This window comes from Stutzerimonas urumqiensis, assembly GCF_003640395.1.
In the GTDB taxonomy this organism is placed as follows: domain Bacteria; phylum Pseudomonadota; class Gammaproteobacteria; order Pseudomonadales; family Pseudomonadaceae; genus Stutzerimonas; species Stutzerimonas urumqiensis.
The window spans coordinates 174,601-196,355 of record NZ_RBZQ01000002.1; the positions used below are offsets into that span (position 1 = coordinate 174,601).

At 66.0% G+C, this 21,755-nt stretch carries 15 protein-coding genes; 9 read left to right on the plus strand and 6 right to left on the minus strand.

Translation table 11 applies throughout. The annotated features are described in order from the left end of the window. Window positions 1–390, plus strand: a complete 390-nt coding sequence (locus D7325_RS04205; protein ID WP_120994283.1) for a PaaI family thioesterase — start codon at window positions 1–3, stop codon at window positions 388–390. A 146-nt stretch (window positions 391–536) separates the two neighbouring features. Beyond that, window positions 537–2,123 (plus strand): glutamate--cysteine ligase, encoded by a 1,587-nt coding sequence (gshA, locus tag D7325_RS04210; protein ID WP_120994284.1) that lies wholly within the window; start codon window positions 537–539, stop codon window positions 2,121–2,123. Between the two features lie 94 nt (window positions 2,124–2,217). Here gshA and argA read toward each other — a convergent pair whose 3' ends face one another. The 4 genes from argA to D7325_RS04230 all read right to left on the minus strand — a co-directional run bounded on the left by argA (window position 2,218) and on the right by D7325_RS04230 (window position 6,807). Continuing rightward, entirely contained in the window at window positions 2,218–3,516 is a 1,299-nt protein-coding gene (gene argA / locus D7325_RS04215) for an amino-acid N-acetyltransferase (RefSeq protein ID WP_120994285.1), read from the minus strand. A 47-nt stretch (window positions 3,517–3,563) separates the two neighbouring features. Next, window positions 3,564–4,721: an acetylornithine deacetylase gene (gene argE / locus D7325_RS04220; RefSeq protein ID WP_120994286.1), complete on the minus strand. Its 1,158-nt coding sequence runs from the start codon at window positions 4,719–4,721 to the stop codon at window positions 3,564–3,566. Window positions 4,722–4,824: 103 nt separating this feature from the next. Next, window positions 4,825–6,090 carry an inorganic phosphate transporter gene (locus D7325_RS04225; RefSeq protein WP_120994287.1) on the minus strand — a complete coding sequence of 422 codons (1,266 nt, stop codon included), beginning with the start codon at window positions 6,088–6,090 and terminating at the stop codon, window positions 4,825–4,827. Between the two features lie 39 nt (window positions 6,091–6,129). Continuing rightward, window positions 6,130–6,807 (minus strand): TIGR00153 family protein, encoded by a 678-nt coding sequence (locus D7325_RS04230; RefSeq protein WP_120994288.1) that lies wholly within the window; start codon window positions 6,805–6,807, stop codon window positions 6,130–6,132. Window positions 6,808–6,916: 109 nt separating this feature from the next. On the opposite strand from D7325_RS04230, the gene D7325_RS04235 reads away from it, so the two are divergent. The 7 genes from D7325_RS04235 (at window position 6,917) to D7325_RS04265 (ending at window position 18,389) form a co-directional block, all read left to right on the plus strand. Further along, complete coding sequence (locus D7325_RS04235) at window positions 6,917–8,284, plus strand: CYTH domain-containing protein (RefSeq protein WP_120994289.1); 1,368 nt, start codon at window positions 6,917–6,919, stop codon at window positions 8,282–8,284. A gap of 198 nt (window positions 8,285–8,482) precedes the next feature. After that, a complete protein-coding gene (locus D7325_RS04240; protein WP_120994290.1) occupies window positions 8,483–9,862 on the plus strand; it encodes a COG3014 family protein in 1,380 nt (459 codons plus the stop codon). Window positions 9,863–9,873: 11 nt separating this feature from the next. Next, window positions 9,874–10,272 carry a YcfL family putative periplasmic lipoprotein gene (locus tag D7325_RS04245; RefSeq protein WP_120994291.1) on the plus strand — a complete coding sequence of 133 codons (399 nt, stop codon included), beginning with the start codon at window positions 9,874–9,876 and terminating at the stop codon, window positions 10,270–10,272. Between the two features lie 9 nt (window positions 10,273–10,281). Then, complete coding sequence (lpoB, locus tag D7325_RS04250; protein ID WP_120994292.1) at window positions 10,282–10,872, plus strand: penicillin-binding protein activator LpoB; 591 nt, start codon at window positions 10,282–10,284, stop codon at window positions 10,870–10,872. Between the two features lies 1 nt (window position 10,873). After that, complete coding sequence (locus D7325_RS04255) at window positions 10,874–11,614, plus strand: penicillin-binding protein activator LpoB (RefSeq protein ID WP_120994293.1); 741 nt, start codon at window positions 10,874–10,876, stop codon at window positions 11,612–11,614. Between the two features lie 119 nt (window positions 11,615–11,733). Then, window positions 11,734–13,521 (plus strand): type IV pilus assembly ATPase TfpB, encoded by a 1,788-nt coding sequence (gene tfpB / locus D7325_RS04260; RefSeq protein ID WP_120994294.1) that lies wholly within the window; start codon window positions 11,734–11,736, stop codon window positions 13,519–13,521. A gap of 269 nt (window positions 13,522–13,790) precedes the next feature. Next, a complete protein-coding gene (locus tag D7325_RS04265) occupies window positions 13,791–18,389 on the plus strand; it encodes a PAS domain S-box protein (RefSeq protein WP_245962023.1) in 4,599 nt (1,532 codons plus the stop codon). Window positions 18,390–18,417: 28 nt separating this feature from the next. Here the strand turns inward: D7325_RS04265 and D7325_RS04270 are convergent, their stop codons facing one another. Further along, a complete protein-coding gene (locus D7325_RS04270) occupies window positions 18,418–18,714 on the minus strand; it encodes a DUF2388 domain-containing protein (RefSeq protein ID WP_120994296.1) in 297 nt (98 codons plus the stop codon). Between the two features lie 116 nt (window positions 18,715–18,830). Beyond that, on the minus strand, window positions 18,831–21,707 hold the full coding sequence (gene gcvP, locus D7325_RS04275) for an aminomethyl-transferring glycine dehydrogenase (protein WP_120994297.1): 2,877 nt from the start codon (window positions 21,705–21,707) through the stop codon (window positions 18,831–18,833). Window positions 21,708–21,755 lie beyond the last annotated feature (48 nt).

The window sequence follows — 21,755 nt, forward strand, 5'->3', positions numbered from 1 at the left end:
ATGAGCGTTCGTCAGGAAGCGGTCGGCACCAGCAGCGCCTTCGGGCGCCTGCTCGGGCTGGAGATTCTCGAGGCCGCCGATGGCCAGGCCGTGCTGCGCCTGACCATGCACGACGGGCTGCGCAACGTGCGCGGCAAGCTGCACGGCGGCGCGCTGTTCTCGCTGATCGACACGGCCATGGGCCAGGCCAGCCACAGCCTCAACGGCGGCGAAGCCAAGGCCGTCACGCTCGAGTGCAAGGTGAATTACATCCGCGGCGTGGAGGAAGGCGAAATCCAGTGCCGCGCCTGGGTCGTGCACAACGGCCGGCGCACCCAGGTCATCGAAGCCGAGGTGCACCAGCAGGACAAGCTGGTCGCCAAGGCCCAGGCGACCTTCGCCGTGGTCTGACGGCGAACCCTTGGCCGCCCGCCTTGCCTAATCGCGCAGGCGGGCGGTGCCGCCGACACGCGACGACCGTGTCCATCGCGCCCCTCTTGTAGGGCGCACGCCACACCCCCATATTGGGCCGATCGACGCGTGAAGGAATCCGATAATTGAGCGACCTTTTCACCCAACGCCTGGCGCTGCTGGCCGAGCCTGCCCACCTTCCGCTGTTGTCGCAGTGCCTGCACGGGATCGAGCGCGAGTGCCTGCGCGTCGACACCCAGGGACAGCTGGCGCTGACGCCGCACCCGGCGGCGCTCGGCTCGACCCTCACGCACCCGCACATCACCACCGACTACGCCGAACCGCTGCTCGAGTTCATCACCGGAACCTCGACCGACCCGGCGCAGACGCTGCACGAGCTCGAAAACATCCACCGGTTCACCTATGCCAAGCTGGCCGGCGAGTACCTGTGGAGCCCGTCGATGCCCTGTCCATTGCCCGAGGAGCCGCTGATTCCGATCGCCGAATACGGCCGCTCCAATCTCGGCAGGCTCAAGCACGTCTACCGTCAGGGCCTGGCCGTGCGCTACGGCAAGGCCATGCAGTGCATCGCCGGCATTCATTACAACTTCTCGCTGCCCGAGGCCATGTGGCCCCTGCTGCAGCAGGTCGACGGCGATGGCCGCTCGGTGCAGGACTACCAGTCGGCGAGCTACTTCGCACTGATCCGCAACTTCCGCCGCTACAGCTGGCTGCTGATGTACCTGTTCGGCGCCTCGCCCGCACTCGATGCCGGCTTCCTGCGCGGGCGCGATCACCAGCTGGAAGCCTTCGACGCCGACACGCTCTACCTGCCCTACGCCACCAGCCTGCGCATGAGCGACCTGGGCTACCAGAACAATGCCCAGGCGGGGCTCACACCCTGCTACGACGAGCTGAGCAGCTACACCCGCAGCCTGCACCGGGCCGTCAGCACGCCGTACCCGCCCTACGAGGCGATCGGCACCCAGCGCGACGGGCAATGGATCCAGCTCAACACCAACGTCCTGCAGATCGAAAACGAGTACTACTCGAGCATCCGCCCCAAGCGCGTGACGCGGCCTGGCGAGCGCCCGATCCACGCCTTGCAGGAGCGCGGCATCCAGTATGTCGAGGCGCGCTGCCTGGACATCAACCCCTTCCTGCCGATGGGCATCGACCTGACCGAGTCGTTGTTCATGGACGCCTTCCTGCTGTTCTGCGCGCTGGCCGACAGCCCGCTGCTGGCCAACGGCGAATGCCAGACCTGCACCGACAATTTCCTCACGGTCGTCACCGAGGGACGGCGCCCCGGCCTGATGCTGGCGCGCGGCGGTTCACCGATCGCGATGCGCGACTGGGCCACCGCGCTGCTCGAGCAGATCCAGCAGGTTGCCGTCCTGCTCGACCGTGCCGGCCACCAGGACCTTCATCGCCAGGCGGTGATCGTTCAGCAGGCGAAGATCGCCGACCCGGCACTGACGCCGTCGGCGCAGATCCTCGAGCAGATGCGCAGCCAGGGTGAGAGCTTCAGCCGCTTCGCCTACCGCCAGAGCCTGGCGCACGCGGAGTACTTCCGGCGGCAACCGGTGGTGGGTGACGAGCTGGCGCGCTTCGAACAGCTGGCCAGCCGCTCGCACGATGAGCAAGCGCAACTCGAGGCGCAGGACAGCGTCGACTTCGACAGCTTCGTACGCGCCTATCAGGAAAGCCTCGCCAGCCCGCCCAGCGCCTGATCGTTTTCGCAGCCGCTCGATCCGGCAGAACAGCGGGCCTCATGCCGGGGCCCGCGTGTGAATTCAGCGCTCCTGCTGCCGCGCGTTTCCCGCCTTACAGCCTTTTCTCGAAGATCTTCGAATTGCGCTGGAAGTTGTAGAGCGACGCGCGGGCGGCGGGCAGGCGCTCGACGCCGCTCGGCTCGAAGCCGCGCTCGCGGAACCAGTGCGCCGTGCGGGTCGTCAGCACGAACAGCGTTTTCAGGCCCAGCTGCCGGGCGCGCGCCTCGATGCGCTCGAGCAGCTCGTCGCCCCGACCGCCGTGCCGATACTCCGGATTGACCGCCAGGCACGCGAGTTCGCCGGCGTCGGAATCGGCGATCGGGTATAGCGCCGCGCAGGCGATGATCAGGCCGTCACGCTCGACGATGCTGAACTGCTCGATTTCCCGCTCCAGCACCTCGCGCGAACGCCGCACTAGGATGCCCTGCTCTTCCAGGGGCGTGATGAGGTCGATCAGGCCGCCGACATCCTCGATGGTCGCCTCGCGCAGTTGCTCGAACTGCTCCTGCGCCACCAGCGTACCGGCACCGTCGCGCGTGAAAAGCTCGTTGAGCAGCGCACCGTCATCGACATAACTCACCACATGGCTGCGCCGCACCCCGCCCCGGCAGGCCTGCGCCGCCGCATCGAGCAACTCGGCCTGGTAATTGCCGCCCAGCCGCGCGACGTACGCGGGAATCTGCTGCGGGCGCAGCTCCCGAACCAGCTTGCCGTCGCCGTCCAGCAGGCCCGGCTCGGCGCCGTAGAGCACCAGCTTGTCGGCCGCCAGGTCGATGGCCGCGCGGGTGGCGACGTCCTCGCAGGCGAGGTTGAAGATTTCACCGGTCGGCGAATAGCCCAGCGGCGGGATCAACACGATGGTGCGCTCGTCGAGCAGCCGGCCGATGCCCTTGCGGTCGATCCGCCGCACCTCGCCGGTGTGGTGGTAATCCACGCCATCGACCACGCCGATCGGCCGCGCCGTGACGAAATTCCCGCTGGCCACGCGCAGCCGCGCGCCCTGCATCGGAGAGGCCGCCATGTCCATCGACAGGCGCGCCTCGAGTGCGATGCGCATCTGGCCAACCGCATCGATGACGCATTCGAGGGTCGGGGTGTCGGTGATTCGCAGGTCGCGGTGAAAGCGCGGCGTCAGCCCGCGAGCGCCCAGCCGCGCCTCGATCTGCGGGCGCGAGCCGAACACCAGCACCAGCCGGACGCCGAGGCTGTGAAGCAGCACCAGGTCATGGACGATGTTGGGGAAATTGGCGTGCGCTACGCCGTCGCCCGGCAGCATCACCACGAAGGTACGGTCGCGGTGCGAGTTGATGTACGGAGAGGAGTCGCGAAGCCAGGTGACGTAGTCGTGCATTCAGGGGCCTTGTGGCGGGACGAAGGGCCGGGCCGCGCCGGCCGGCTTCAGGTTTCGAACATCGGGCTCAGGCAATAGTGCCCGATCAGCTGGCGCAGCACGGTCACCGTGGGCTCGATGCGCGCCAGGTCCAGGTACTCGTCCGGCTGGTGCGCGCAGGCGATGTCGCCAGGGCCGAGCACCAGCGTCTGGCAGCCGAGCTGCTGAAGATAAGCGGCTTCGGTACCGAACGCCACCGCCTCGGCACAGTGCCCGGTCAGGCGCTCGGCGAGGCGCACCAGCTCGCTGCCGGCCGGCTCTTCGAACGCGGGTGCGCTAGGGAACAGCGGCGCCAAATCGAGCTGCACCTGATGGCGCTCGGCAACCGGTCGCAAGCGCTCGCGGATCATCATGCGCAGCTGGTCGGGCTGCATGCCGGGCAAGGGCCGCAGATCAAACTCGAGCGCGCAGTGGCCGCAGATGCGATTGGGGTTGTCGCCGCCGTGGATGCAACCGAGGTTGAGGGTCGGCTGCGGCACGCTGAACATCTGATTGCGAAACTGCTGCTGCCACTCGCCCCGCAGCGCGATGAGCTCGCCCATCACGGCGTGCATCGCATCCAGCGCACTGCGACCGTAGGCCGGATTCGAGGAGTGCCCGCTCTGCCCGAGGATATCGATCCGCTCCATCATCACGCCCTTGTGCAGGCGCACCGGCCGCAGCCCGGTCGGCTCGCCGATCACCGCGGCGCGGCCGAGCGGCCTGCCGGCGTCGGCCAGCGCCCGCGCACCGGACATCGAGCTTTCCTCGTCGCACGTGGCGAGAATGATCAGCGGCTGACGGAACGGCTGGTCCAACAGCGGCCGCACGGCCTCGATGACGAGCGCGAAGAAGCCTTTCATGTCGCAGGCGCCAAGGCCGTACCAGCGGTCGTCGGCCTCGCGCAGCGTCAGCGGATCGGCCCGCCAGAGCGCCTCGTCGAAGGGAACGGTATCGCTGTGCCCGGCCAGCACCAGGCCGCCAGGCCCGCTGCCACGGGTCGCGAGCAGGTTGTACTTGCCGGGCGCGATCAGCTGGCATTCACAGGCGAAACCCAGGCTGCCGAGCCAGTCGGCCAGCAGGTCGATCACGCCGGCATTGCTCTGATCCAGCTCCGGTTGCGTGCAGCTGACCGAAGGCGCTGCGATGAGGGCGGCGAACTGTTGTTTCAGCGAGGGGACATTCAAGGGCGACCTCCTGACGTCGATGCACTTCAGTGAAGCACGAATCGAACGCCCGCGACGGTGCACTGCACACGTCGCGGTTGCCGGAGCCGGCAGAGGCCCGTTCCTACAGGAAGATCGCCTGCAGGATGAAGAAGAAGATGATCGACAGCACGGCGCCGATCGGCAGGGTGACCAGCCAGGACATGAAGATCTTGCCGATCACCCCGAGGTTCAGCGCGCCGATACCACGGGCGAGGCCGACGCCGAGCACGGCGCCGACCAGCGTGTGGGTGGTCGAGACCGGCAGGCCGATGGCCGAGGCGCCAACGACGGTTGTCGCGGTCGCCAGCTCGGCCGCAAAGCCACGGCTGGGCGTCAGTTCGGTGATTTCCTTGCCGATGGTCGCGATCACCTTGTAGCCGTAGGTCGCAAGGCCGACGACGATACCGATCGCGCCCAGCAGCAGCACCCAGCCCGGCACGGTGGATTGAGCATCGATCGCGGCGGCCCCGCTGCTCTGGATCACGTCGACAATGGCGGCCAGCGGACCGACCGCATTGGCCACGTCATTCGAGCCGTGGGCGAAGGCCATCGCGCAGGCGGTGAAGATCATCAGCACCGCGAACACTTTCTCGACGCTGGAAAAGTGGAAGGTACGGTCGGCCTCGGTGTCGACCTTGATGCGGCTCAACAGGGCGATGCCCGCCAGCATCACCACGCCGCCGACCACCACGGCCAGCAACAGGCTCTCACCGCCGCTGAGATCCAGACCGATGTGCTTGAGGCCTTTGGACAGCGTCATGATCGCGACCATGAAGCCGGTCAGGAACATGTACAGCGGAACGTAGCGCTTGGCGCTCTGAAAAGGGTTATCGGTGTCGATGATGAGTTTCTGCACGCTCATGAACAGGCCGAAGGCGACGAAACCCGACAGCAGTGGCGAGATCACCCAGCTGGCCACGATCGGACCGACGCCGGCCCAATGCACGGCATCCATCGACACACCGACGGCACCAAAGCCGATCACCGCGCCCACGATCGAGTGCGTCGTCGACACCGGCCAGCCCTTGGTCGAGGCGACCAGCAGCCAGGTGCCCGCCGCCAGCAGCGCCGACATCATGCCCAGCACCAGCAGGTCGGGCGTCATCGAATCGATGTCGACGATGCCGCTCTTGATGGTCTCGGTCACTTCGCCACCGGCGAGGTAAGCGCCGCAGAATTCGAAGACCATGGCGACGAGAATCGCCTGCTTGATGGTCAGCGCACGCGACCCCACCGAGGTACCCATCGCATTGGCCACGTCATTGGCGCCGACGCCCCAGGCCATGAAAAAACCGAAGGCGCAGGCCAGCACCAGGAGTACGAAGCCGTAATCCGCGATCAGAGACATAAAACGATCCTGTAGAACCCAGAAAAGGACGCTGGCGCCTTAGCGCGCCAGCAATTGTTCCAGTCGGTTGCCGACTCGCTCGGCACGGTCGGCGACGTCGCCCACCCATTCGATGACCTTGTAGAGAAACATCACATCGACCGGCGGCAAGTCCTTTTCCAGTTTGTACAGCTCACGGCGAACCGTGATCTGCATACGGTCGGTATCACGTTCGATGTCTTCCAGCTCCTGGACCATCTGCTCGACCAGCACGGCCTCACGACCGCTGAAGCCGGTTTCGAGCAGCGAATCGAACTCGCACATGGCCTTGTTGGCCTGGGAGCTGGCCTCGACGCAGCGCTGCACGAAGGCGGTCATCTGCGGCTGCAGCGGCTCGGGAACCGTCATGCAGCGGCCCAGCATCAGGCCGGCGATGTCCTTGGCACGATTGGCAATTTTGTCCTGTACACTCAGCAGCTCCAGCAGGTCCGAGCGCGGCACCGGCAGGAACAGGCTCATCGGGAGGTGCTGACGTACGTTCTTCTTGATCTTGTCGGCCTCGTTCTCCAGCCGGGCCATCTCCTTCTGGATCTGCTCGACCCGCTCCCAGTCCTTCGCCATTGCCGCCTCGAAAAACGGCACCAGGTTGGCAGCGCATTCGTGGGCCTTGGCCATGTGCTGTTGCATCGGCCCGATGGGCGAACGCCCGAACAGGCTGACGAAAGGATTCGTAGGCATAGGGAAACCCCCGGCTGGAAAAGGCGGCAAGTATACGAGCGGCACCTGATGCCCGCCACAATGCGATCGATCGCACAGATTTCCGAAACTATAGGCATTGCCCGGCACCATGCAGAAAGAAACCGAAATCAAGCTACGCGCCAGCCGCGGCACATTGCTCGCCCTACGCGACCACCCGTTGCTGAAAAAGCGGAACAAGAGCGGCTGGCAGCGCCATGCGCTGACCAACCAGTACTTCGACACCGATACCCGAGCGCTCGCCCAGGCGCGGGTCGCGCTGCGCCTGCGCCGCGACGGCGACACCTACATCCAGACGCTCAAGACGCGCGGCAACAGCGTCGCCGGGCTGTCCGAGCGCAACGAGTGGGACTGGTACCTCGACGCGCCGCAGCTCGATCCATCGCGACTGACCGATGACTGCTGGCCGGCCAGCCTGGCGGATCTCGACAAGCAGCGCCTCGCACCGATCTTCACCACCGATTTCGTCCGGGAGAAAGCCGAAATCGCCTGGGGGCGCGGCAAGGCCAAGGTGGTCATCGAGGCCGCACTGGACCTCGGCCAGGTGGTGGCCGGCGAGGCGCAGGAAGAAATCTGCGAGCTCGAGCTCGAATTGCGCCAAGGCGAGCCGGCGGCCCTGCTGGAGCTGGCCGCGGAGCTCGCCGCCGACCTGCCCCTGATGCCCTGCGACATCAGCAAGGCCGAGCGCGGCTACCGGCTGCATGACCCGGCCAGCTACGTGCTCAGCCTGCCATTGCCGCTCGTCACGGCCCAGACCACGCTCGACGACGCCTTCGCCGCCCTCGCCTGGCACCTGCTTGGTAGCAGCCAACGTCTGGCCGAGCAGTACCGCTTCAATGGCCACTGGTCGCTTCTCAGCGAGTGGCTGGAACAGCTGATCGACCTGCGTGCCTTGCTCGGCAGCCTCGGGCAGGCCGCGCCGCGCGCCAGCACACGGGAGCTGCGCGAGAGCCTGGACGGCCTGCTCGACAGCTGGCGGCCTCGCGTGCTGGCCGGCGCCAGCGATGAAAGCCTGCGCCATACGGCTCCGGCGCTGTTCGCCGACGAGCTGGCCCAACCCCGCTGGGGGCTCTTCTCGCTACGGGCATCACGCTGGCTGCTCGGCCGCGACTGGCAAGAAGGTCGCAATGACCGCGGCAACCGCCAGGGCGCCGCGGAACTCGGCAACTGGCTGACCCGTGAACTGGCCGAAGAAGCCAAGGCCCTCGCCCTCCCCAGCTACGCCAACCGGCCGGAAGGCCTGGCCGAGCAGCTCCCCCGACTGGAACGCATGCGGGTCTGGCTGCGCCTCGCCCGCGCCGCGGTCGACGTGCCGGAAGCCGACCGCCTCTATGGCGAGCTGTCCAAGCTGCATGCCCTGGCGACCGCCGCCACGGACGAACCGATCCAGCACGCGCGGACCGAACAGCTACGCACGCTCCAGTCGCTCAAGAGCTGGAAGCTGCTCAGCCGCCGCTGACCGGCTTATGCGGATAGCCCATACGAAGGGCCAATGGAAGGCTCTATACGGCTAGCACAGCTCAGTGGTGGCAGTTTAATATTGCGCTCGCTGCGCACAGCTGCTGCCGCGCGGCTTCACCAGGACAGTCGCCACCGGTAGGACACGCCTAGCGGCACGCTGCCCTCACGCCTCAATCCACGGACGGAAATACCTTCCATGACCCGACTCTCCTGCTCGGCAGTCGCCCTGCTGGGCTTGCTGCTTAGCGGTTGCGAAACCTTTCGCAGCTATGAAACCGAGCTCACTGCCGTCAACCAGCACATCCAGGCCGGCGACGTCGATGCCGCGCTCGTCCTGCTCGAAAAAAACAACAGCGGTGACGATAAAGACCTTCTCTATTACCTCGAGAAAGGCGAATTGCTGCGCACCAAGGGCGACCTTGATGCCAGCCAGGCCGCCTGGGCGGTGGCCGATCGAACGGTCACTCAGTGGGAGGACACGATCAAGGCCGACCCAGAGAAATACCTGGCCGAATTTGGCAGCCTGCTGGTCAACGACAAAGTGCGTCGCTACGAAGGTTACGACTACGAGAAGGTGATGCTCACCACCCAGATGGCGCTCAATCACCTTGCGCGCGGTCACTTCGAGCAGGCGCGTACAGACATCAAGAAAACCCACGAGCGGGAAGCGTTCATCAGCGAGCTTCGCGATCGTGAGTACCTCAAGCGCGAAGAGGAAGCAGAGGCAAAAGGCATCACGGCGCAGTACACCGACCTCCAGGGCTATCCCGTGCAAACGCTGGAAGCGCCCGAAGTGCTCAGCTTGAAAAATAGCTACCAGAGCGCGTTCAGTCACTACTTGGCCGGTTTCATCTACGAAGCGCTGGGTGAGAAGGGTCTGGCTGCGCCAGGCTATCGCAAGGCGATCGAACTGCATCCAAACGAGCCACTGCTCGAGCAAGCGCTGGTCCAACTCGACGCTCCGGCCCCTGGGTCCGGCCAAAGCGATGTATTGATCGTGCTGCAAGCCGGCCTGGCGCCTGCACGCGATTCGGTACGGATTCCGCTGCCGATTCCGACTACGACAGGGCTGATCATCACCCCGCTGTCCTTCCCAGTGATCAAAAGCGAGCTGGGTTCGGGCCTGCAAGGCGGCGTCCTGCTTGACGGAGAAGCCTTGCCGCTGGTTCAGCTCAACAACACTGATGCTATGTCGCGTCGTGCGCTGCGCGATGACATGCCCGGCATTATCCTGCGCACCAGCGTGCGAGCGATCAGCCGAAGCGTTCTGCAAAAGCAGCTCAACGACAACGTAAGCCCGCTAGCGGGCCTGGCCGTCGGCGTGTTTTCCGCGGTGACCGAGGGCGCCGACGAGCGTACTTGGCGCACGTTGCCAGACCAGACGCTAGTAGCCCGCCTACGTCTGCCACATGGCGAACATTTGATCACCCTACCGAATGGGCAGCAGGCGCAGGTAAAGGTAGACCAAGCGTTTCAGGTGGTCGCGCTACGCATGATCGGAAGCCAAGCCTTCGCTGCCAGCCCAGCCGTGCAAATCACCCCTTCTACTCCAACAAGCCTCGCCCAGGCCCTGTGAGCCAGACATCCATGACCCGATTCAGTCCCCTTTTGCTCGCCATCGCTTTACTCACCACTGGCTGCGCCACACCTCCTCCGCCTGCACCTGGTAGCGCGGCCAGCAAAATCGTCTCGCTTGGAAGCATGAAGCACATCGAAGTCGGCGCCATGCGCGTTGCCCGTGAAAACGGCTTTCTCACCGTGAAGGCCGCGCTGACCAACACCAGCGCAAAGAACAAATCGATCTACTACCGCTTTGCCTGGCTTGGTGACGACGGTTTCCCTGTTGCTCCCGAAGAGAGCTGGAAAAGCCTGACGCTTTACGGCACCCAGACCAGCTACCTCCCGGCGATCGCGCCGGTTCCTCAGGCAACGGACTTCCGACTCGAAGTCCAGACGCCCGAAAACTCCGTCAACCTCTTCCGCTAAAGGTCCGCCATGTCTATTCGTATCCTCGCCCTGCTCACCGCTGCCGCCATGCTGACTGGCTGCGCCTCGACTGCCTCGCCCGTACTGGGCGGTGGCAACATTAGCTACGGCGACACCAAGGCTATCGAACTGGTGACCAACGAGTTCGGCTCGACCGACCTGCAAAGCATCGCCGAATCGATGGCGCGCTCACTGGCTCAGTCAGGTGTACTGCAAGCTCGCCCTGTTATTCAGGTCTACGACGTCAAGAACAAGACCAGCGAATACATCGACACGCGTGAAATCACCACATCCATCAAGACGCAGCTGATGAAGAGTGGAACAGCACGCTTCGCCAGCGACAACACGGACATGCAGAGCCAGGTCGACCAGCTCAAGTTGCAAAACCAGAGCGGCCTCTATAAGGATGCGACCGTCAGCCAGATGGGCAACATGGTGGCGGCCAAGTACCGTTTGGAAGGCAGCATCAGCTCGATCGTCAAACGCAGCAGTGACTACAAGGACGTCTTCTACAAATTCAGCCTGCAACTGGTCGATGTCGAGACTGGCTTGGCCGAGTGGATGGACGAAAAGGAAATTCGCAAGACCACGGAGCGCTGAGATGCGTGCACTCACCGGTTTTCTGTTATTCGGCCTGAGCCTGGTGTGCCAGGCATCCCCCAAAATCGTGGTTACCGACTTGGCGTATGAAGAGCGCATCAGCGGTTACATCCATATCGTCAATGCCAGCAGCCAGGCCCAGATCAACGGCCTCTCTGGCTCGTCCAGTAGCCAGTACAACGAACTGGAGGCGACCTACAGTTACCTCGAACAAGGCGAACTGAAGAAGTTCACTGGCGATATCAAGGGCGCAATCCTTAAGTCCCGCCAGTTCGAGCTGGTTCAGGGCAAACCGCATGGCAAACAGAACGAAGGGGTATACGACGTCATCGCGCGTATCCGCAACGGTGACTTCAAGGGGGCGGACTATGTGCTATTCGGCAGCCTTTCGGATCTCGACTTCCGCCAGGATCTGAACGATCTCCAGCACACCGACAGCTACTCCAAGGTGTACGGCCTGACGCTGGTCGCTGATTTCAGCCTGGTCGACACCCGTACCTACAAGATTGTCGCCGCCTTCACCGCCACGGGCGAAGGCAAGGATGTAAAGCTGATCAATGCAGCCGATGTCCAGGTCACACCGAACCGCGGCCGCGTGGTCAGAGCAGTTTCCCAGACACTGGGAGACGATGTTGCACGCCAGCTGCAAGCTCAACTGAGCGGGATCGATCCATCCTTCGCAGCGCCGACCGCGCCGGCCAATTCGCTGCCGCCTGACCAACCGGCACAAATCCTCCGTTAACCGTTTCACCCTGCACGAGCGTCGGCCCTGCCGATGCTCGACTGCTTCCTACCGTGCGCGTCCTGATTGCGGCATCCTGAGCAGGGTCGATCTGTTCATCGCTGACTCAAGGAACGCCGATGTCCCTCTTCAACACTGCCGCCGCCTCCGATCGAATGCTCGACCTCAACGATGTTCTGCGCGAACTGGTCGAACAGGGCCGGATGGACCAGGACACCGCCGAGCAATGCCTGGCCATCCGCCGCGGCAGCGCCAACGGTCAGCAGCATCCGCTGGAATTCCTCGCCGCGCAGCAGATCGAAGACCGCACCCGCCCCGGCAAGACGCTCGACCTCGAAACGCTGACCCAATGGCTTGCCGCGTTGGCCGGGCAACCCTACCTGCGGATCGACCCGCTGAAGATCGACGTCGCCGCGGTCACGCCGTTGATGTCGTACGCCTTCGCCCAGCGCCACAAGATCCTCGCCGTCGCGGTCAGCCCCGAGGCCGTCACCATCGCCAGCGCCCAGCCGTTCGCCCATGGCTGGGAGTCGAACCTGACGCACGTGCTCAAGCGCCCGATCAAGCGGGTGGTGGCCAATCCCACCGACATTCAGCGCTTCACCAACGAGTTCTACCGCCTGGCGCGCTCGGTCACCGGCGCCACCGCAACCGACCAGAAGGTCAGCGGCATCGGCAACTTCGAGCAATTGCTGAACCTGGGCGCGAGCGACCAGGAGCCGGATGCCAACGACGCGCATATCGTCAACATCGTCGACTGGCTGTTCCAGTACGCCTTCCAGCAGCGGGCCAGTGACATCCACATCGAGCCGCGCCGCGAACAGGGCACGGTGCGCTTTCGTATCGATGGCGTGTTGCACAACGTCTACCAGTTTCCACCGCAGGTGACGATGGCGGTGGTGAGCCGGCTGAAGACGCTGGGGCGGATGAACGTCGCCGAAAAGCGCAAGCCGCAGGACGGGCGCGTCAAGACCAAGACGCCGGAGGGCGGCGAAGTCGAACTGCGCCTGTCGACCTTGCCGACCGCGTTCGGCGAGAAGATGGTGATGCGGATCTTCGACCCGGAAGTCCTGCTCAAGAGCTTTGACCAGCTCGGCTTCTCGGGGGACGATCTCAAGCGCTGGCAGAGCATGACCGGCCAGCCCAACGGCATCATCCTGGTCACCGGCCCGACGGGTTCGGGCAAGACCACCACGCTTTACACCACGCTCAAGCAGCTGGCGACGCCGGAGGTGAACGTCTGCACCATCGAAGACCCGATCGAGATGATCGAGGGCGCCTTCAACCAGATGCAGGTGCAGCACAACATCGACCTGACCTTCGCCAGCGGCGTACGGGCGCTGATGCGGCAGGACCCGGACATCATCATGATCGGCGAGATCCGCGACCTGGAGACCGCCGAGATGGCCATCCAGGCCGCGCTGACCGGGCACCTGGTGCTCTCGACGCTGCACACCAACGACGCGCCGAGCGCCATCACGCGCCTGCTCGAGCTCGGCGTGCCGCATTACCTGCTCAAGGCGACGCTGCTGGGCGTGATGGCGCAGCGGCTGGTGCGCACGCTCTGCCCGCACTGCAAGGCGCCAACCACGCTGAACGAAGACGACTGGCAGGCGCTCACCCGCCCATGGAACGCCCCGCTGCCGACCGGCGCGATGCGTGCGGTGGGTTGTATCGAATGCCGCGAGACGGGCTACCGCGGGCGCGCCGGCGTCTACGAGATCATGCTGCTCAACGATGGCATCAAGCCGCTGATCAAGGCCGACACCGAACTCGTCCCGCTGCGCCGGCAGGCATTCAAGGAGGGCATGCGCAGCCTGCGGCTCTCGGGTGCGCAAAAGATCGCGGCCGGCCTCACGACCATCGAGGAGGTCCTGCGGGTCACGCCGCAAAGCGAGCAGCGCTGAGCCGACCGCGACAGCGCTGAACGCACCCACCGGGGCGTGGTCTCTGAGGTGCGAAAGGAAGACGCAGCCACCCACCTTGGGCCCATTGGCCTCTGATCGGCCGAAGTGGCAAGAGCGCACCCGCGCGGTGCACACTGAGCAACAAAGCAAAACGTCCCGCCGACCTGTCGGCGGGCTTCCGGCGCGCAATGGATAGCCGAGCGAAAACCTTGAATTCTGAACATCGCCACACCGCCGATTACCGGGCCATCAGCCACCTCGACGACGCCATGCGGCGTTACCGCCAGGCTGCGACGGATGCCCAGCCCTCTCTTCAAGCCCTGGCCGCGCTGACGGCTCAGGCCTGCGGCGCGTCTCAGCTCGCGCTCTGTCTCCTGTATGACCGACAGGCATGGCCCATCGCCCAGCTGGGCCTCGACGACGAGGCGCTCGGCCGGCTGGGCGAGCACTTGCCGCCACTGGAAGACGATCAGCCCCGGCGCCTCGACGACACGTCCCAGCCGCCAATGACCCTGCTCGCGGCGCGTCTTGCCGACGCCCCGGCACGCATCGCAATCGCCGTCGGCGGCACGGATGCCGAGGACGAACGGCTGACATCGTCGCTCCGCGCAGCGCTTCAGCAGGCGGCCGACACCCTGGAGCTGGCCTGCCTGCGCCGCCATCAGGGCCAGGAGCGGCGCATTCTCGAGAGCGCCGTCGACTATGCGATCGTCGCCACCGACCTTGCCGGGTGTGTCACCAGCTGGAACAGCGGCGCCGAACGCATTCTCGGCTGGTCCAGCGAGGAAATGACCGGCCAGGCGCTGGCCCGCATCTTCACCGAAAGCGACTGCGACCGGCGGGTGCCGCAGCAGGAGATGGCGCGCGCGCTGCAAGGCGGCAGCGCACTCGATGAGCGCTGGCATCGGCGCAAGGACGGCTCGCGGTTCTGGGCGAACGGCGAAATGATGCTGCTGCGCGACGATGACGGCAATCCGCAGGGCTTCCTGAAGATCCTTCGCGACCGCACCGACATCCATCGCGAGCAGACCGCCGCCCGCGAAGCCGAAGAACGCTACCGCATGCTCGTCGACCTCAGCCCGCAGGTGGTGGCGCTCTTCGATGCGCGCGGCGCAGCCACCTATGTCAACGCCTACTGGTGCGACTACACCGGCCTCGACGTCGCCGCCTCCCTCGATACCGGCTGGCGGCAGGCGATCGTCGCGGACGAGCGCGAGACGGTCGTCCGGCGCTTCGAAGCGGCGATCGCGGCGAACGTGCCCTTCACGCTTGAGATTCCGCTGCGCAGCGCCGATGGCGAAACGCGCTGGTTCCAGCAGCGCGGCGTACCGCAGTTCGACGCCGAAGCGCGCGTGTTGCGCTGGATCGTGGTGGCCCTCGACATCGACGCGCGACGGCGTGCCGAGGCGGACCGGCTGGAGAGCGAGGCCTTCACGCGCGTGCTGGTCGACTCGGCGAGCGAAGGTTTCTACTCGATCGACACCACCGGCATGGTCACGCTGTGCAACGACGCCTTCGTCAACATGCTCGGCTTCGCCAGCAAGGACGACGTGCTCGGCCGGCGCCTGCACGACGTGATTCATCACAGCCATCCCGATGGTCGCCCATACCTGATCGAGGACTGCCCGATCAATCGCACGGCGGTCACCGGACAGCCGGTTCATGTGGAATACGAGCTGTTCTACCGCCTCGATGGCACCAGCCTGCCGGTCGAATACCGCGTTGGTCCGATCTACCGCGACGGCGAGCTGAAAGGCGCCATCTGCACCTTCACCGACATCAGCGAGCGAGTCCGTGGCGAGGCGCTGCAGGCGTTCCTGCTGGAGCTGAGCGACCGCCTCCAGGTCGCACCGGAGCCGGGCAACGTCAGCGGCTTCCTGTGCGAGCGTCTGGGGCCGCTGCTGGGCACCGAGCATGTCGGCTACGGCGTGCTGGACGAGACGGGCGCGCTACGGATCGACCACGAGTGGCAGCGCGCGCCGACCGCCAGCATTCTCGGGACGCACCCGCTCGAAGGCACCGGCCTGGCCGAACCCTTGCTGCGCGGCGCCCTGCTGCCCGTCCAGGACCTGCTGGCCAACGACGACTCGCCCGGCGCCCGGCACCTTCACGAAAGCCTGGCCAGCCGCGGCTTGCTGCTCGCGCCGTTGCTCGAAGCGCCGGAGCGGCGCTCGTTGCTGCTGTTTTCCTGCACACAGCCGCGTCGCTGGCGCGTCGCCGAGCTGGGGCTGGTTCGCGAAGTGATCGAACGCGTCCGCGCCGCGCAGGATCGCGCCCGCGCCGACCGTGCACTGCGTGAGGCCGAGCAGCGGGTGATCCTCGCCAACGAGATCGCCTCGATCGGCGTCTGGGAGTTCAACGCGACCCGCCGCACCCTGCACTGGGATGCACAGCTCAAGGTGATGTCGGGATTGGCCGCCGAGGCGCCGGAGCTGGGTGTCGACGCGTTCGCCGAGCGCATCCACCCGGACGATCGCGAGATGGTGATCGGCTCGCTGCGCCGCGCCCTGAGCGACGAGAAGGGCGAGATCAACCTGGAATACCGCATCCGTGACTCACGCACCGGCCAGTATTACTGGCTGGCGAATCGGGGTCGGCGCGTGATGGACGCCAACGGCGAGGTCCGCATGCTCGGCACGGCGCGGGTCATCACGGCCGAGCGCAACTTCGCCGAGCGGCTGCTGCGCGTGAACGCGCTGCTGGAGGAGCAGATCGAGGAGCGCCGCCAGGCCCAGCAACGGCAGGCGGCGCTGATCGAGCTCGGCGACACCCTGCGCGGCCAGCCCGACAGCGGCATCATCGCCTGCGCAACGGTGCGGGTCCTGGGCAGTTCGCTGAACGTGACCCAGGTGGTGTTCGTCAGTATCGACCCCACCGGCGAGCACGCTTCGCTGCTCGCGAGCTGGACGGATGGCACCACCTCATCGGTCAAGGAACGCTTCCGTCTCTCCGATTATGGCGACCTCGCCTACGACCTGCAGCGCGGCGATCTGGTGGTGATCGACGACGTCGAGCATGACCCCCGCACCGCGCCGATCACCGCCTCGCTGCATGCCCAGGGCGTGCACAGCCTGGTCGCCATGCCGCTGATGGAGCAGGGCCGGCTGCGTGCCGTGCTGCTGCTGTTGCAGGCCGCGCCGCGCGACTGGCCGGACGAAGACGCCTCCTTCATCCGCGAAATCGCCGACCGGGCCTGGACGGCGGACGAACGCATGCGCGCCGAGCGCGCCTTGCGCGAGAGCGAGGAACAGTTCCGCACGCTCGCCGACAACATGAGCCAGTTCGCCTGGATGGCCGACCCTTCCGGTCGCATCTACTGGTACAACAAGCGCTGGTACGACTACACCGGCACCACGCTCGAGGCCATGCGCGCGCTCGGTTGGCGATCGGTGCTGCATCCCGAGCACCGCGAGCGCGTGCTGGCATCGATGAAGCGGGTGTTCGCCATCGGCTCGATCTGGGAAGAAACCTTCCCGTTGCGCGGCAAGGATGGCAAATACCGCTGGTTCCTCTCGCGTGCCCTGCCGATTCGCGACGACATGGGCCTGGTCACCCACTGGTTCGGCACCAACACCGACATCACCGCCCAGGTCGCCGCCGAAGAAGCGCTGCGCGAGCTGAACGACAGCCTCGAGCGGCGTGTCGGCGAGCGGACCCGCGAACTGGCCGAGATCAACCACCGCCTGCACATCGAAATGAGCGAACGCGAACGTGCCGAGGAAGCCTTGCGGCATGCCCAGAAGATGGAGGCCATCGGCCAGCTCACCGGCGGCCTCGCGCACGACTTCAACAACATGCTGACCGGCGTGCTCGGCGCCCTCGACCTGATCCAGCGGCGCGCGGCCTCCGGACGGGTGAACGAGCTCGACCGCTACATCGATGCCGCCGTCACCTCGGCCAACCGCGCCGCGGCGCTGACCCATCGGCTGCTCGCCTTCGCCCGCCGCCAGTCGCTCGACCCGCGCCCCGTCGACATCAACCACCTGGTCGTGTCGATGGAAGACATGCTGCGACGCACCATCGGCGAGCACATCGCGCTTACCACGCGCCTCGAGCCCCAGCTGCGGATGGCCTATTCCGACGCGCACCAGCTCGAGAACGCGCTGCTGAACCTGGTCATCAACGCACGCGACGCCATGCCGTCCGGTGGCCGTTTGACCATCGAAACACGCACCTTAACGGTCGAAACGACCCAGCCAGACGGCCCGGAACCCGGTGACTACGTCGTCCTCGCGGTCTCGGACACCGGCACCGGCATGCCCGAGGAAGTCATCGCCAAGGCGTTCGACCCCTTCTTCACCACCAAGCCGATCGGCCAGGGCACCGGGCTCGGCCTGTCGATGGTCTATGGCTTCATCAAGCAGACCGGCGGCCATGTGAGCATCGACAGCCAGGTCGGCGAGGGAACGGTCATCACCCTGTACCTGCCGCAGCACCAGGACTTGCCCGTCGAGCATGATCTACAGGACGACACGGCCGATGTCCCACGCGCTCAGGTCGGCGAGACGGTGCTGGTCGTCGAGGACGAAGCCGCCGTGAGGATGCTGGTGGTCGAGGTGCTGAAGGAACTGGGTTACGGCGCGCTGGAGGCCTTCGATGGGCCCTCCGCATTGCCCTACCTGGAAAGCGACCGGCGTATCGATCTGCTGGTCTCGGACGTCGGCTTGCCGGGCATGAACGGCCGCCAGCTCGCCGAGATCGCCCGCCAGCACCGGCCCGATCTGAAAGTGCTGTTCATCACCGGCTATGCGCCCAATGCCGAAGTGCGCGGCGACTTCCTCGAAGAAGGCATGGAGATGCTCGCCAAGCCATTCAACATCGACGTACTGGGCGTGCGTATCCGGCGGATGATCGAAGGCGAGGGATGACCGGCGCGGTACCCGCGCCGGCGTCAGGTCACTCGGCGGCGAGGATGGCCTTGGCCAGCGCCATGTCCGAGTGCTCGAGGTGCGGGTGCTCGGCGCGCATCTGCTTCAGCGCGGCTTCGAGGTAGGCACCGCGGATCGCGCCGTCGCTGGCGACGAACAGGCTGGCATCTTCCTGCGCGCCGACGACGAGCTTTTCGTCCTTGAAAGTCATGTAGGTCGAGGCCGTGGTCGCGCCGGACGACAGGATGTCGCGCAGCGTATCGGCGACGGCCGAACCGAACGGCAGGCTGGTGACGAGGATTGCGGTAAGCAGCGATTTACGCATGGCGCACGCTCCGGTGGTTGTCACTCCTTGAGATGCGGCCGCTGCGTTGGAGTTCCGGCGGGGCGATGCCCTTGCGCGCGTGACCGGGGCGGCGATAGCACCGCCCCGGCCCCGTTTCAGTCGCGGTAGGCGTCGACCGGGACGCAGGCGCAGAACAGGTTGCGGTCGCCGTGCACGTTGTCCACGCGGTTCACCGCCGGCCAGTACTTGTGCGCACGCGTATGAGCGCTCGGCGTGACGGCCTCGGTGACCGAATAGGCGCGCGCCCACTCGCCCGTGACATCCGCCAGGGTATGCGGCGCGCGTACCAGCGGGTTGTCGTCGGCTGGCCAGGTGCCGTCCTCGACCTTGGCGATTTCCGCACGAATGCTCAACATCGCCTCGACGAACCGGTCCAGCTCGGCCTTCGACTCGCTCTCGGTCGGCTCGACCATCAAGGTGCCCGGTACCGGGAACGACATGGTCGGCGCGTGGAAGCCGTAGTCCATCAGCCGCTTGGCGACGTCTTCCTCGCTGATGCCGGTCTGCGCCTTGAGCGGTCGCAGGTCGATGATGCATTCATGGGCGACGCGGCCATTGCGCCCGCTGTACAGCACCGGGAAGGCCTCCCCGAGCCGCTTGGCCAGGTAGTTCGCGTTGAGGATCGCCACCTCGGTCGCATCCTGCAGGCGCGGCCCCATCATGGCGATGTACATCCAGCTGATCGGCAGGATGCTCGCGCTACCCCAGGGGGCCGCGCTGACCGCGCCGTTGCTCGGGTTCGGGCCCTGCAATTCGATCACCGGATGGTTGGCGACGAAGGGCGCCAGGTGCGCCTTCACGCCGATCGGGCCCATGCCGGGACCACCGCCGCCATGCGGGATGCAGAAGGTCTTGTGCAGGTTCATGTGCGAGACGTCGGCCCCCATGTCTGCCGGCCGGGCGAGGCCGACCTGCGCGTTGAGGTTGGCGCCGTCCATGTAGACCTGACCGCCCTGCGCATGCACGGCTTCGCAGATTTCGCGAACGCCCTCCTCGTACACGCCATGGGTCGAGGGGTAGGTGATCATCAGGCACGACAGGCGATCGCCGGCTTCGGCGGCCTTGCGCTTGAGGTCGTCGAGGTCGACGTTGCCTTCGCGGTCGCACTCGACGATCACCACCTTCATGCTCGCCATCTGCGCCGACGCCGGGTTGGTGCCGTGGGCAGACGACGGGATCAGGCAGATATCGCGCTGCCCCTCGCCGCGGCTCTCATGGTACTGCCGGATCGCCAGCAGGCCCGCGTACTCGCCTTGCGCGCCGGAGTTGGGCTGCATGGAAATCGCGTCGAAGCCGGTGATCGTGCACAGCCAGGCTTCCAGCTCGCCGATCATCGCGGCGTAGCCCTGCGCCTGCTCCAGCGGAGCGAACGGGTGGAGGTTGGCGAACTCCGGCCAGGTGATGGGGATCATCTCGCTGGTGGCGTTGAGCTTCATGGTGCAGGAGCCCAGCGGGATCATCGCCTGGTTGAGCGCCAGGTCCTTGTTCTCGAGCTGCTTGAGGTAACGCAGCATCTCGGTCTCGCTGTGATGGGCGTTGAACACCGGGTGCGTCAGATAGGGCCGGGTACGCTCGAGGGCCGAGGGAACGCCGCGCGCCAGGTCCTGCGCGTCCAGCTCGGCGACGGACAGGCCGTGATCGGCGCCGAGGAAGATCGCGAAAAGCTGCTCGACGGTCTCCGCGCTGCTGGTTTCGTCCAGGCTCACGCCAAGCTTGCCGCGCCCGAGGATGCGCAGGTTGATGCGATGCGCACGCGCCGACTCGATGATCGCCGTCTGGCTGCCGCCGACCTCCAGCGTCAGGGTGTCGAAGAAATTCGCGTTGACGCGCTGGATACCCCTGGCCTCCAGCCCGGCGGCGAGGATCGTCGTCAGCCGGTGCACGCGCCGGGCGATGCGTTCGAGCCCTTTCGGCCCGTGGTACACGGCGTAGAAGCCGGCGATGTTGGCGAGCAGCACCTGAGCCGTGCAGATGTTCGAGTTGGCCTTCTCGCGGCGGATGTGCTGTTCGCGCGTTTGCAGCGCCATGCGCAGCGCCACGTTGCCACGCGCATCCTTGGAGACACCGATGATGCGGCCCGGCATGGCGCGCTTGAAGTCGTCACGCGTCGCGAAGAACGCCGCGTGCGGCCCGCCATAACCCATCGGCACGCCGAAGCGCTGGGTGCTGCCGAGCACCACGTCGGCGCCCAGCTCGCCGGGCGGCGTGAGCAGCACCAGGCTCAGCAGGTCCGCGGCGACGCAGGCGATCGCCTGGCGCGCGTGCAGCCCGTCGATCACGGGGCGCAGGTCGCGGATTTCACCGTGCGTGTCCGGGTATTGGAGCAGCGCGCCGAACACCTCTTCGTTCGCGAGCGAATCGACCGATCCGACGATCAGCTCGAAGCCGAACGCCTCGGCGCGCGTGCGCACCACCGAGAGGGTCTGCGGGTGGCAGTTCTCGTCGGCGAAGAAGCGGTTGCTCTTGCTCTTGGCGCTGCGCTTGGCCAGCGTCATGGCCTCGGCCGCGGCGGTGGCTTCGTCGAGCAGCGAGGCGTTGGCGAGGTCCAGCCCGGTGAGGTCGATGATCATCTGCTGGAAGTTCAGCAGCGCCTCGAGCCGGCCCTGGGCGATTTCCGGCTGGTAGGGCGTGTAGGCGGTGTACCAGCCCGGGTTCTCCAGCACGTTGCGCAGGATCACCGGCGGCGTGATGGTGCCGTGGTAGCCCATGCCGATCAGGCTGGTCCACAGCTCGTTGCGCTCGGCATGGCCACGCAGGCGCGCCAGGGCCGCTTGCTCGTCGAGCGCGGGCGGCAGGGCAAGCGGTTGCCGCAGGCGAATCGCCGGCGGCACCGTCTGGTCGATCAATGTGGCCCGATCGGGCAGGCCGAGGGCATCGAGCATCGCCTGCTGCTCGGCGGCATCCGGCCCGAGGTGGCGATGCAGGAACGCATCGGGTTGCTGAAGCTCGGAAAGGCGGTCATTGCGCGACATTCAGGCCATCTCCTCTGGCGGAAGCCTGGAAACAAGAAGCCCCGGCGA